The sequence below is a fragment of the Saccharothrix australiensis genome (genome assembly GCF_003634935.1).
GTDB classification, from domain to species: domain Bacteria; phylum Actinomycetota; class Actinomycetes; order Mycobacteriales; family Pseudonocardiaceae; genus Actinosynnema; species Actinosynnema australiense.
This window is the reverse complement of sequence record NZ_RBXO01000001.1, coordinates 6,278,345-6,290,555: the sequence shown is the minus strand read 5'-3', so window position 1 is coordinate 6,290,555 and position 12,211 is coordinate 6,278,345. Positions and strand designations below refer to the sequence as shown.

Below are 12,211 nucleotides of genomic sequence, written 5' to 3'. Positions count from 1 at the left end.
CGCCTCGGCGGAGCCGAGGCAATCCAACACAGGAGTGACATGTCCAAGACCGAGATCCGGACCGCGAACGCGCCCAAGCCGGTGGCGTCGTTCTCGCAGGGCGTCCGCAAGGGGAACCTGGTGCAAGTCGCGGGCCAGGTCGCGTTCGACCCCGCCACCAACGCCATCATCGGCGACACGGTGGCCGAGCAGACCCGGCAGGCGCTGGCCAACGTGTCCGCCGTGCTCGAAGCGGGCGGCGCGTCCCTGGCCGACGTCGTGATGCTGCGCGTGTACCTCACCGACACGGCGCACTTCGGCGAGATGAACGAGGTGTACAACGAGATCGTGACCCAGCAGCCGTTCCCGGCCCGCACCACGGTGTACGTGGGCCTGCCCGAGGGCCTGCTGGTCGAGATCGACGCCCTCGCCGTGGTCGACTGACGTCACATCCCACCCGTCCCGGTGATCCGCGGTACTTCTGCCGGTCGTTCTGCGTGGTGCCGCGGCGGACCCGGCGGTTGACTTGTGCCGACCCCCCACTGCAAGTCACGGAAGGACCAGCGGCGATGGCCAGCAACGCATCACCGATCGGCTGACCGCAGTTCGGCGGCCCGTGCCCGGTACCGACTCGCCGCGGCCGGGTCGCCGAGGTCGCCGTGCAGTTCGGCGAGCAGGTCGAGCACCGCGCCCAACCGGTGGTAGCGGTGCCCGGCCATCAAGGCGGCCGTCTCGACCAGCTCATCACGCGCCCGGGCGAGGTCGCCGAGCCGGTACAGCGCCAACCCGCGCAGGTGCCGGGCGTCCCGGATGCTGTTGAGCGCGGTGGCGGCGACCGAGTGTTGCAGGGCCTCGGTCGCCGCCTCCAACACCTCCGGCCACCGCGCCAACTCGGCCAGGCTCCCCGCCGTCCGCACGAGCAGGCTCGCCTGCATCTCGTCCGCCATCACCGGCGCCAGGTCCAGCGCGCCGGACCGGACGATCGCCAGCAGTTGCCGGTGCACGTCGACGGCCTCCTCGTACTGGCGCAACCCGTGCAGCACCAACCCCAGGCACGACAACGAGATCTGCTCGCCCAGCACGTACCCGGCGTCCCGGAACAACGCCCGCGCCAGCCCCGCGCTCCGCTTGGCGGACTCCAGCTCGCCGGCGCGCAACTCCGACGCCGCGCGGTAGTGCATCGCCCAGCCCTGCTCCCGGACGTCACCCGCGGCCACCGCCGCCCGCCACGCCTGCCCGTGCAGCGCGAGCGCCTCCCGCGGCCTGCGCAGCAGCACGCACAGCGTCCACGTCAGGAAGTTCAGCTGCACCGCCTCGTCGCGTACGCTGCCCAACGCCCGCGCCGCCGCCACACCCGCCGTGAACACCTCCTCCCACGTCTCGCCGCGCCCGCGCTGGTCGGAGTACCAGTGCACGGCGGTGGCCAGGTCAAGCACCTCGCGGTGCATCCCGCGCCCGGCCGCCCAGCGCAGCGCGCCCAACCAGTTCTCCGTCTCGGCGGTCAGCCACGCGTCGGCCTCCTCCTTGTCGCGCAGCGAGTCCACCGGCGTGTCCCGCGCGTCCGGGCCGAAGAACCCCGCCGCGGCGACCGCCGTGCGCAGGAGCGAGCGGACGACGTGCCGCCGCGACTCCTCGTGGTCCGGCTCCTCGTCGACCAGCCGCTCGTGCGCGAACACCCGGACCAGGTCGTGGAACACGTACCGGCCGGGCGTCTCGGCGGTGTCCAGCAGGCTCATGTCCACCAGCTCCTCCAGCCCGTCCTCCGCGGCGAACCGGTCCACCCCGGCCGCGACCGCCGCGAGGTCCGGCGTGCACGACGCGCCCGGCGCCAACGACAGCCGCCGGAACAGCAGCGCCGCCTTCGCGTCGAGCTGCCGGTAGGAGATCTCGAACGCCGCCCGCACCTGGAGGTCGCCCGCCGTCAACGCCGACAGCCTGCGCCGCTCGTCGGCCAGCTGCCCGGCCAGGTGCGCGACGGTCCACTTCGGACGGGCCGCGAGCCGGTTGCCCGCGATCCGCAGCGCCAGCGGCAGGTGCCCGCACAGCTTCGCCACCCGCGCCGCCGCCGCCTGCTCGGCCGCCACCCGCGACCGGCCCGCGATCGCGGCCAGCAGGTCGACCGACTCCGCCGGACCGAGCACGTCCAGACCGAGCCGCGTCACGGCCTCCAGGCCGCCCAGCACCTGCCGGGACGTCACCAGCACCAGCGAGCCCCGCCCGGTCGCCAGCAGCGGGCGCACCTGCGCCTCGTCGGCGGCGTTGTCCAGCACCAGCAACGTCGACCGCCCGCGCAACAGCTCCCGGTAGAGGTCCGACCGCTCGGCCTCGCTCGCGGGCGGGCGCTCGACGCCCAGCGCCAGCAGCATCCGGTGCACCACCTCGGTCGGGTGCACGGGGCGCGCGTCCATGCCCCGGAGGTTGAAGAAGAAGCACCCGTCGGCGAACCGCGACCCGAACCGGTACCCGGCCCGCACCGCGAGGCTGGTCTTCCCCGCGCCCGGCGGGCCGTGGACGACGACCACCGACGTGGCCGCGCCGGCGTCGGCGACCTCGGCCAGCGCCCGCAACTCGCCCTCCCGCCCGGTCAGGTCGGCGACGTCCGGCGGCAGCGCGCACGCCTCCACCACGACCGGCGGGCGCCGCGCCCGACCCTCCTTCGCCGCGGCGACCAGGGCGCTCAGCTCGTCCGGGCCGAGCGCGAGCACGCCGGCCAACGCCTCCACCGTGCGCCGCTGCGGACCCTTGGCCCGGCCGCGCTCCATGTCGCTGATGGCGCGGACGCTCACCCCGGAGCCGTCCGCCAGTTCCTCCTGGGTCAACCGCGCGCGCCGACGGTGCCCGCGCAGCAGATCGCCGAACGTCGTCCCCACTGCTCCGACCCTAGCGCGCAACGCGATCAAGGCTCACGACCGGTGTCGCCCCGGCGCCGCGGGCGTCGCGGAACTGGTATTGCTTCGGCCATGAAGTGGTACGCGGATCGACCGGGGCGGCTGGCGTGGCAGGTGGTCGCCGACCTGCTGGCGGTGGCGTGGGTCTGGTTCTGGGTGACCGCGGCGCTGGCCGCGCGGGACGCGGTGCTGGCGCTGCGCGGCCCCGGCGACGGGCTGACCAGGGCGGGCAGCGGCCTGCGCGACACGTTCGGCGAAGCCGCGGCGAAGGCCCGCGACCTCCCGCTGGTGGGCGGGAAGCTGGGGGAGGCCCTCGACCGGGGGCGCGCGGCGGGCGGCACCCTGGTCGACGCGGGCAACACCCAGGTCGAGGCCGTGGAGACCGGCGCGCTGTGGCTGGCGACCGCGCTGATCGCCGTGCCCGTGGCGTTCCTGCTCGTGACGTGGCTGCCGCTGCGGGTGCGCTACGCGCTGCGGGCCGGTGCGGTGCGCCGCCTGCGCGACACGGGCCGCCGCGACCTGCTGGCACTGCAAGCCCTCAACCGCCTGCCGCTGCGGGAACTGGCGCGGTTCGACGGCGACCCGGCCGAGGCGTGGCGGCGACGCGACGAGCACGTCATCTCCCTGCTGGCCGCACGGCAACTCGCGGTGTGCGGCCTGCACGACCGTGGCCGCCGGGGAACCGCGGCGCGGTAAGCCGCTGCGGTCAGTTGCCGTCGCGCCGTGTGCCCTGCGGGTCCGGTGCTGTAGCGCCGTATGCCCCCTGCCGGCCCCGCGCCGTCGCGCCGCTGTGGTGCTGTGCGCCGTGGTGCCGCGCACGTGGTTGTTGTTCGGGGAGATATCGTTCGCAACTGATGTCAGTCACTGACATCAGCCGGATCCAACGGGCCGCCGCGTTGCGATGTGCATGGTCGCCGAGTCGCCGGTGTGCCACGCGGACCACCTGGTCCTGCGCCACCGAGACCACGCGCGGATCGGCCGCCGGCCGCCGCCGCGACGGCGTCGACCCGGCCGCGGTCTTCACCGCCACGATGTACCGGCCGTCGGATAGCGGGGGAGCGGGGAGCGGGGGAGCAGGGAGCGGATGACGAAGCAGGCGTACCCCGTGGTGGAGCACCCCTTGCACATAGCCAACCACGGGGGTACGACATCGCGGGCCGGCCTGCTCGTGGCCGTTCGCGTCGGTGGTGGCCCGGCCGGTGCGGTCTGGTCGGTGCCGGGCGGTCGGTGCCTGGGGCGGTCGGTGGTGGGGACGGGGTGTCGGTCGTCAGTAGACCGGACCGGTGAACTTCTCGCCGGGGCCCTGGCCCGGTTCGTCCGGCACGGCGGACGCCTCGCGGAACGCGCGCTGCACGGACTGCAGGCCCTCCCGCATCGGTCCCGCGTGGGGGCCCAGGTACTCCGCCGCCGCGGTCACCAGGCCGGCCAGCGCCGTGATCAGGCGGCGGGCTTCGTCGAGGTCGCGGCGGGGGCTCGTGTCCGGGTCCTCGTCGGCCAGGCCGAGGCGCTCGGCCGACGCGGACAGCAGCATGATGGCCGCCTTGCTGATCACCTCGATGCTGGGAACATCGGACAGCTCGCGGACGTTGTTCGGAGGCAGGTCGGTCACGGGAGCCATTCTCGCAACTACCCCGGACGGGTCGCCGGTTCGGGGGTTGACAAGGCCATCTGCTACCATTCTCCGCGCGACCAGTCCCCACCCGTGTGGGGACGGCAAGTGGAGCCCCCGCTCCCACCCGCGTCCCACCGCTCGCAGGTGGCCGGGTCCGGTCACCTCGACGGGTGGACTGCGCCCTTCGTTGTGCGATCGGTCGGAAGCGGGCCTCACGCCGGACGGGTGTGGGGCCTCTTGTCTTTGGCGCACAACGAGTCACAAAGGACGTGAATGACAAGTCCCTCGAACCGAGGTGCCCCCGCCAGCACCGAGCCGCGCATCAACGACCGCATCCGCGTGCCCGAGGTTCGCCTGGTCGGGCCGAACGGCGAGCAGGTCGGGATCGTTCGCATCGAGGACGCGCTCCGACTCGCCCAGGAAGCGGATCTCGACCTCGTCGAGGTCGCCGCACAGGCTCGGCCGCCGGTCTGCAAGCTCATGGACTACGGCAAGTTCAAGTACGAGAGCGCGCAGAAGGCCCGCGAGTCGCGTCGCAACCAGCAGCTGACGGTCATCAAGGAGCAGAAGCTCCGCCCGAAGATCGACCCGCACGACTACCTGACGAAGAAGGGCCACGTGGCCCGCTTCCTGTCGCACGGGAACAAGGTCAAGGTGACCATCATGTTCCGGGGCCGTGAGCAGTCCCGGCCCGAGCTGGGTTACCGGCTGCTGCAGCGGCTGGCGGAGGACGTCGCGGAGCTGGGCTTCGTCGAATCGAACCCCAAGCAGGACGGCCGCAACATGATCATGGTGTTGGCGCCGCACAAGACCACGAAGACCCGCCCGGCCAAGCACGAGCAGGACACTGCCGACGGCGCCGCTGGGCAGGAGTCTGTCGAGGAGTGACCTCCCGGCCCCCGGGCCGGGAGCAAGCACGGCCGCCCCATCCCGGTGGCTGCACGAGACTGAGGACGGACATGCCCAAGAACAAGAGCCACAGCGGGACCTCCAAGCGCGTGAAGGTCACCGGCAGTGGCAAGCTCATGCGCGAGAAGGCCGGCAAGCGCCACCTGCTGGAGAAGAAGCCCAGCAAGCTGACCCGCCGCCTCTCCGGTGCCACCGAGGTCGCCAAGAACGACGTGCCGCGGCTGAAGAAGCTGCTCGGGCTCTGAGCTTCTCCACTCCCCCATGAACACCCGGGGCCCTGACCGGCCCCACGAGATCGACAGGATGGACCCGTGGCACGCGTCAAAAGGGCCGTGAACGCCCAGAAGAAGCGCCGTACCACCCTTGAGCTCGCCAGCGGCTACCGCGGCCAGCGTTCGAGGCTGTACCGCAAGGCCAAGGAGCAGGTGCTCCACTCGCTCAACTACGCGTACCGCGACCGCCGCGCGCGCAAGGGCGACTTCCGGAAGCTGTGGATCCAGCGCATCAACGCCGGTGTCCGCGCCAACGGCATGACGTACAACCGCTTCATCCAGGGCCTGCGCCTCGCCGAGATCGAGGTCGACCGCAAGATCCTGGCCGAGCTGGCCGTCAACGACCCCGGCGCCTTCACCGCGCTGGTGGAACTGGCGAAGGCCGCGCTGCCCGCCGACGTGAACGCGCCCGCCGGGGACAACGCCTGAGCGTCGCACCACGACCCGAGGACGCTCCGTTCACCGAACGGACTCCTCGGGTCGTTGCCGCTCGGCACCTGACCAGGCGCTCCGGCCGCGACCGCGCCGGGCGCTTCCTCGCCGAGGGCGCGCAGGCGGTGCGGGAGGCACTGGCCTGGGCGGCCACCGGACGGGGCGCGGTGCACGAGCTGTTCGTCACGTCGACCGCCGCCGACCGCAACCCCGACCTGGTGCGCACCGCCGTCGACGCGGGCGTGCCGGTGAGCCGCGTCACCGACAAGGCCGCCGCCGGGCTGTCGGAAACCGTGACGCCGCAGGGCGTCGTCGCCGTCTGCGACCTGGTCGACGTGCCGCTGTCGCTGACCGGCGCACGCCTGGTCGCGGTGCTGCACGGCGTGGCCGACCCCGGCAACGCGGGCACCGTCGTCCGGGTCGCGGACGCCGCGGGCGCGGACGCCGTGATCTTCGCCGGCGACACCGTCGACCCCCACAACGGCAAGTGCGTCCGGGCGTCGACCGGCAGCGTCTTCCACCTGCCGATCTCGCGCCGCCGCTCGGCCGACGAGGTCTTCGCGGCCTGCCGCGCCGCCGGTCTCCGCCTGGTGGCCGCCGACGGCTACGCCGAGGAGGACCTGGTGACCGCCGACCTGCGCGGCGACTTGGAACGGCCCACCGCCTGGGTGTTCGGCAGCGAGGCGCACGGCCTGCCCGACGCGGTGCTGGCGACCCTCGACACGTCCCTGAAGGTCCCGATCTACGGCGGTGCGGAAAGCCTCAACCTCGCCACGGCGGCGGCGGTGTGCCTGTACGCCTCGGCCCGCGCCCAGCGCACGTCCGGCTGAGCGCACGTCCGGCTGAGGGCATGTCCCGCTGAGCGCACGTCCGGCTGACCAGTTCGTCCGGCTGGCGGACCGCGCGCCCTGACGGACCGCGCGGAACGGCCGACCCCTGCGACCCGGCGGTTTCCCGCCGGCGACTGCCGCCGTGCACGGACCCGCCCGCGTCCGCGCTGTTCGGCGGCCTGTCCCCGCGCTCGGTGCCCCGCTTCCTCGCCCACGCACGGTGCTGGGGCCGTGCGCCCGCGCTCTCGGGCGGCCACCACCGGCAGCGGACCCGACGGCGAGGCAGCCCGAGGACGCGGCCGGCGGCAGCGGGCCGCCCGAACGGCGTGTGCCGGGCCGCTCACCCTCGGGCCGCTCACCCTCGGGCCGCTCACCCTCGGGCTGTTCGCTCCTCGGGTCGCTCATCCCTCGGGCTGTTCGCTCCTCGGGTCGCTCACCCGTCGGGTCGCTCACTCCTCCAGCCGCGCCGCCAACGCCCGCAGCAGCGGATCGCGCGTCGCGGGCTTCTCCTGCGCCCGCAGCGCCTGCTCCAGCACGTCCGCCGTGTCGCCGACGATCTGCGGCGGCGTGGCGTCGGTGACCAGACCCGCCGCCCGCCGCGCCTCGGCCTCCGCGTTCACCGCGTCACCGGACTCCAGCAGGAACCGCGCGCCGCGCTGGACCAGGAACACCTGCCAGTCCACGTCGCCCAGCCGGGCCGCCAGCTCCTCGGCCACGCCGTTGCGCTCCACCGCCTCGGCGTGCTCACCGGCGCACGAGTGCAGGAACGCCCGGATCGCCGCGACCCGCGCCGCCAGGTGGGTGCGGTGCTCCTCGTCCTCCAGCGACGGCAGCAGTGCTTCCGCCGACGCCAGCGCCGCCAGGCACCCGTCGTGCTCCTCCGGCGGCAGCGCCGCCGCCGACTCGACCCACGACCCCGCCGCCTCGACCGCGTCCGGCACCTCCTGCCACGCCCGCGCGGCGTCGGCGTACGCCCGCGCCGCGGCCGACGGTTCGTCGGACCGGCGCAGCACGCCGCCCAGCATGTCCAGCACCAGCGCCCGCCGCCACGGCTCGTCGGCGGGCACCAGCGACAGCGCGACCTCCAGGTGCCGGCGGGCCGCGTCGTGCTCGTCGAGCCGCGAGCACGCCTGCGCCAGGCGGTACCGCACCGGCACCACGATGTCGTAGGCCACGTCGCGCCCCTCGACGACGCGGACCGCCTCCTCCAACGCCTCGGCGGCCTCCACGAACCGGCCCGACTTCAGGTAGCCGCCCGCCAGCGCGTGGCACGCCTTCGCCACGTCCTCGGGCACGCCCAGCTCGTGGCCGACCGCGATCGCCGCGCGCAGCTCGTCCAGGTGGTGCTCCTCCGCACCGAGCCGCTCGACCGACGCCACCCGCTGCCGGTGCGCCTCGGCGGTCCACGGGCCGCGCGGCGCGCTGAACGCCGCCACGAACTCGGCGGCCGTGGCCAGGGCGTCCGGCGAGCCCTGCACGGTCTCGATCTTCATCCGCAGCCGCAGCGCGTCGAACCGCACCGACGGCGGCGGCGACGTCGCCAGCACGTCCGCGACCAGCCCGGCCGCCTCGTCGAGCAGGCCGACCGTCGCCCGGTGCTGGGCCAGGTCGCAGCGCACGCGCGACACCAGCTCCGGCACCGCCTCCTCGGCGACCGCCAGCGCCGACCGCACCAGCTCGCCCTGCTCGTCGAACTCGTCGACGTCGGCCAGCAGGTCGGCCAGCAGCAGCCGGGTCACCACCCTGGTGTAGGGGGTGCCGGACCGGTCGGCCTCGGCGACGCAGTCGCGGGCCCGCGCCGCCGCCGCGTCCGGGCCCTCCACCTCGGCGCGCATCACCGCGGCCCGGCAGCGGTGCCGGTTGGCCAGGTCGTGCTCGCCCGCCGCGGCCAGCCGCGCGATCGCCGCGTCCAGGTCGGCCAGCACCTCGGCCGGCGGCCTGGCCTGCCGCGCGACCAGCGCCCGCCGGGCCGCGACCGCCGCCGCCAGGCCCTCCGGCAGCAGCGGGTCGAGGTCGGCGGGCAGCGACCGGAGCAGCCGGACGCCGGTCACGAAGTCGCCCTCGTCGAACGCCCGGCCCATCTCCCGCGCCAACTCCACCGGGTCGCCGACGGCCACCGGCTCCTCCGCAGGCTCCGGCGCGGGCGCGGCGGGCACCGGCACGGCCAGCGGCACGTGCGCGGTGTCCGCCAGCGCCAGCCTGGCCCGGACGCGGCGGCTCACCGCGTCGGTGCCGTTGCGCCGGTCGAACCGGTCGGCGAGGTCCAGCGCCCGCGCCTCCAGCAGCGCCCGCAACTCCGGCCCGGACAGCACCTCGACCTGCCCGTCGCGCGGCACGGCGAACTCGACCGGCTGGTCGACGCGGCCCAGCAGCAGCGCGCCGCCCGCCGCGAAGTGCATCGCCTGCGCGGGCGAGGGGGAGTGGTGCACGCGGTGCAGCTGGCGGCGCAGCAGGTCGACGCCGCGCTGCACGTTCCCCGACGTCGCGCAGAACACCAGGTGCTCGTCGACGTAGCCGCCGTACCGGTCGTCGCGGACCAGCCGGTACGCCGCGGTGTGCGCCTGCCGCGCCCGGTCCAGCTCGCCCAGCGCCACGAACGCGGGCGCCAGCGTCGTCAGGATGCCCTGCGGCTGGGTGGCGCAGCCGGTGTCCCGGTCGAGCTGGTGCTCGGCGTGCGCGACGGCCTCGGCGTGCCTGCCCTGCCGGATCAGGTGCCCGGCCTGCTCCTCGACCACGCACGCCTCGCAGTCGCTCATCGGGCCGCGGTCGACCGCCAGGTACCGCGCGAAGTGCTCCCGGTACGCCTCGTCGTCGCCGACGTGCTCGGCGAGGTCGGCCCGCGCGCCGTGCACCGGCTGGAGGGAGAAGCCGCGCCGCCGGTAGCGGTCGGCCAGCTGCTCCAGCACCGACTCGACCTGCGCCAGCGAGAAGCGCGGGTCGGCGACCAGGCCGCTGACGATCCACTTGTGCGCCCAGTCGTAGCTGTGCGTCTCCCACTCGTCGAACGCCGACGGGTCGCGCCGCTCCGCCGCGCCGCACCACGCGAACGGCGCGAGCATCAGGTCGTAGCGGCCCAGGTCGTAGGCGGACCGCAGCAGCGCGATCCGGCAGCTGACCGCCAGCGGCAGGTGGTCGACCGCGTCGGCGGCGCGGGCCGCGCGCTCCAGCGCCTCGTGCCGCGCCGTGCCCTCGGGCAGGTGGTACGCCTCGACGAACTGCTGTTCGGCGGCGGTCTTCTCCTCGCTCACGCGTGCCCTCCGACGGCGCGGTCCAGCAGTTCCAGGTACGAGCGGTTCAACGCGGCGGTGTCCTTCGGGCGCATCGGCCGCCGCGCCTGGAGCAGGGCGTGCACGTACAGCGACTCCACGGTCAGCTCCACCAGCGCCGGGTCGTCCAGCCCTGCCAGCCGCCGCACCAGCGGGTTGCGGCAGTTGAGCACCAGCCGCTGCGCCGCGCCCGACCCGTCCGACACCAGACTGCCCAGCAGCTCCGCCCACAGCGGGTCGGCCTGCTCGCCGACCTGCTCGGCGTCGCGCCTGCGCTCGCCCTCCACGTTCGTCACCAGCAGCGCGGGCAGCGAGCCAGGGTCGAAGTCGCGCGGCACGGCCTCGCAGTCGTGCCGCTCCAGCACGTCCGCGGCCAACCGGAGCCGGTCGCGCAGCGCCTGCTCGACGGCGGGCTCCGGGTCGCCCAGCGCGGCCAGCACCTCGGTCGGCGCCACGCGGCGGGCCGCCGCCGGGCCGTCCAGCGCCACCAGCCGGTCCATGATCTCCGCGTCGTAGGCGTAGCCCGCGTTGAGCAGGCCCATCCCCTGCGCGTGCGCGACCGGCGCGAGCTGGCGGAACTCGTCGACGTCGGCCACGTACGCGACCGCGCCGTGCCTGCGCCGGAACTGGCGCAGCGACTGCCCGCCGTCGGTGGTCTCGAACGGCAGCCACCGCTCGACCAGGCGGAGCATCTCGTCGTCGACCCTGGCCAGCGACTTGATGCCCAGGTGGTGCGCGTCCAGCAGGGCCGCCGTGCGGTCGGGGCTCGTCGCGTCCAGCCGCACCAGCCAGTCGCGGACCTGCCTGCCCAGCTCCTCGCGCACCGCCAGCAGCGTCTCGTCCTGGTACAGCGACTCGCGGCTCGCCGTCGGCCGCAGCGCCGACGAGTCGACCACGCACCGGACGAAGTACGCCCACTCCGGCAGCAGCCCCTCGATGGCGTCGCCGACGAGCATCCGCTTCAGGTACACGCGGTGCGACTGCCGCGCGCCGGGGTGCACGCCGCCCGGCAGCACGTACGCCACGCCCGTCAGCCCCACCGCGGGCACCTCGACCGGGATCGCGTCGAACGGCCGCACGCCCAGCACCCGCTCGCCGTAGCCCAGCGCGTCCTCCGCCCACGGCGGCGCGTCGGCGGTCACCACCTCGCCCGCGACCGCCACCCGCACCGGCAGCAGCTCGCCGTACTCGACCACGAGCGCGCGCACCACGTCGCGCTCCAGCCAGTGCTCCGCGTCGCGGCGGGGCGCCAGCTCGATGGTCGTGCCCACCGGGACGCCCGCGCCCGCCGCGTCGTCGAGGACCTCCACCTCGTACTCGCCCGTCGCGTCCGCCGTCCACCGCACGGCGGGGCCGCCCCGCGCGGACCGCGACACGAGCCGGACGCGCTCGGCGACCAGGAACGCCGACAGCAGGCCCACGCCGAACTGGCCGAGGAAGCCCTGGCGGGCGAAGCCCAGCTCGTCGCGCTTGGACGTGCGCCCGAGCGTGGACAGCAGGTCGTGCACCTCGCGCTCGGTCAGGCCGATGCCGGTGTCGGTGATGCGGAGGGCGCCGGACGCGCCGGGCTCGATCGGCTCGATCGCCACCTCGCCCGGCGCGTCCGGCTGGAGCGCGCGGCGGGCGGTGATCGCGTCCACCGCGTTCTGCAGCAGCTCGCGCGCGTACACGCGGGGGCTGCTGTAGAGGTGGTGGCTGAGCAGGTCGATGATCCCGCGCAGGTCGACGCCGAAGGTGTGTGGCATGGAGTGGGGTTCACCTCGGGTCTGGTCACGGAGGACGGGGGGATTCTAAGCTCGCGTCGGCTGCGGCGGACCCGGTTTTCGGCGGTTCGCCCGCCGGGTCGGCGGCGCACGGGGGACACTGTGCCGGCCACCACCGACAATTTCCCGCGCGTGGCCCGCCGACCAGGCGGAACGGGCTCGGCGGCGCGTCCGGCGCGGTCACCGGGCCGCGCCCGCCCGCGCGGCCCGGCCCCGGTGACGGCCCCGTCACGGCCGCGGTGCGCCCCGACGTCGGCCGA

At 74.8% G+C, this 12,211-nt stretch carries 10 protein-coding genes; 6 read left to right on the top strand and 4 right to left on the bottom strand.

Going from position 1 to position 12,211, the window contains the following annotated elements; translation table 11 throughout:
- The first annotated feature begins 39 nt into the window (after window positions 1–39).
- Window positions 40–423 (top strand): RidA family protein, encoded by a 384-nt coding sequence (locus C8E97_RS26620; protein ID WP_121008168.1) that lies wholly within the window; start codon window positions 40–42, stop codon window positions 421–423.
- Between the two features lie 140 nt (window positions 424–563).
- Here the strand turns inward: C8E97_RS26620 and C8E97_RS26615 are convergent, their stop codons facing one another.
- A complete protein-coding gene (locus tag C8E97_RS26615) occupies window positions 564–2,849 on the bottom strand; it encodes an ATP-binding protein (protein WP_121008167.1) in 2,286 nt (761 codons plus the stop codon).
- 90 nt (window positions 2,850–2,939) lie between these two features.
- On the opposite strand from C8E97_RS26615, the gene C8E97_RS26610 reads away from it, so the two are divergent.
- On the top strand, window positions 2,940–3,563 hold the full coding sequence (locus tag C8E97_RS26610; RefSeq protein WP_121008166.1) for a hypothetical protein: 624 nt from the start codon (window positions 2,940–2,942) through the stop codon (window positions 3,561–3,563).
- Window positions 3,564–4,134: 571 nt separating this feature from the next.
- Here the strand turns inward: C8E97_RS26610 and C8E97_RS26605 are convergent.
- On the bottom strand, window positions 4,135–4,485 hold the full coding sequence (locus C8E97_RS26605; RefSeq protein ID WP_211347143.1) for a DUF1844 domain-containing protein: 351 nt from the start codon (window positions 4,483–4,485) through the stop codon (window positions 4,135–4,137).
- A 267-nt stretch (window positions 4,486–4,752) separates the two neighbouring features.
- Between C8E97_RS26605 and infC the strand changes: the two genes are divergently transcribed.
- From infC to C8E97_RS26585, 4 genes are all read left to right on the top strand, one after another.
- Window positions 4,753–5,367 (top strand): translation initiation factor IF-3, encoded by a 615-nt coding sequence (infC, locus tag C8E97_RS26600; protein WP_121008164.1) that lies wholly within the window; start codon window positions 4,753–4,755, stop codon window positions 5,365–5,367.
- 71 nt (window positions 5,368–5,438) lie between these two features.
- On the top strand, window positions 5,439–5,633 hold the full coding sequence (rpmI, locus tag C8E97_RS26595) for a 50S ribosomal protein L35 (protein WP_121008163.1): 195 nt from the start codon (window positions 5,439–5,441) through the stop codon (window positions 5,631–5,633).
- A 66-nt stretch (window positions 5,634–5,699) separates the two neighbouring features.
- A complete protein-coding gene (gene rplT / locus C8E97_RS26590) occupies window positions 5,700–6,089 on the top strand; it encodes a 50S ribosomal protein L20 (protein WP_121008162.1) in 390 nt (129 codons plus the stop codon).
- On the top strand, window positions 6,086–6,922 hold the full coding sequence (locus C8E97_RS26585; RefSeq protein WP_121012457.1) for a TrmH family RNA methyltransferase: 837 nt from the start codon (window positions 6,086–6,088) through the stop codon (window positions 6,920–6,922). The genes rplT and C8E97_RS26585 overlap by 4 nt, the downstream gene beginning before the upstream one ends.
- 449 nt (window positions 6,923–7,371) lie before the next feature.
- Here the strand turns inward: C8E97_RS26585 and C8E97_RS26580 are convergent, their stop codons facing one another.
- Window positions 7,372–10,170, bottom strand: coding sequence for a hypothetical protein (locus C8E97_RS26580; protein WP_121008161.1), 2,799 nt, complete (start codon window positions 10,168–10,170; stop codon window positions 7,372–7,374).
- Window positions 10,167–11,933 (bottom strand): HSP90 family protein, encoded by a 1,767-nt coding sequence (locus tag C8E97_RS26575; RefSeq protein WP_121008160.1) that lies wholly within the window; start codon window positions 11,931–11,933, stop codon window positions 10,167–10,169. The genes C8E97_RS26580 and C8E97_RS26575 overlap by 4 nt, the downstream gene beginning before the upstream one ends.
- Between the last annotated feature and the right edge of the window lie 278 nt (window positions 11,934–12,211).

What these genes read in the sequence shown, in the direction of transcription:
- C8E97_RS26620 (WP_121008168.1), top strand. Translation starts at nt 40, where the DNA reads ATGTCCAAGACCGAGATCCGGACCGCGAACGCGCCCAAGCCGGTGGCG.
- C8E97_RS26610 (WP_121008166.1), top strand. Translation starts at nt 2,940, where the DNA reads ATGAAGTGGTACGCGGATCGACCGGGGCGGCTGGCGTGGCAGGTGGTC.
- C8E97_RS26605 (WP_211347143.1), bottom strand. Translation starts at nt 4,485, where the DNA reads ATGGCTCCCGTGACCGACCTGCCTCCGAACAACGTCCGCGAGCTGTCC.
- infC (WP_121008164.1), top strand. Translation starts at nt 4,753, where the DNA reads ATGACAAGTCCCTCGAACCGAGGTGCCCCCGCCAGCACCGAGCCGCGC.
- rpmI (WP_121008163.1), top strand. Translation starts at nt 5,439, where the DNA reads ATGCCCAAGAACAAGAGCCACAGCGGGACCTCCAAGCGCGTGAAGGTC.
- C8E97_RS26575 (WP_121008160.1), bottom strand. Translation starts at nt 11,933, where the DNA reads ATGCCACACACCTTCGGCGTCGACCTGCGCGGGATCATCGACCTGCTC.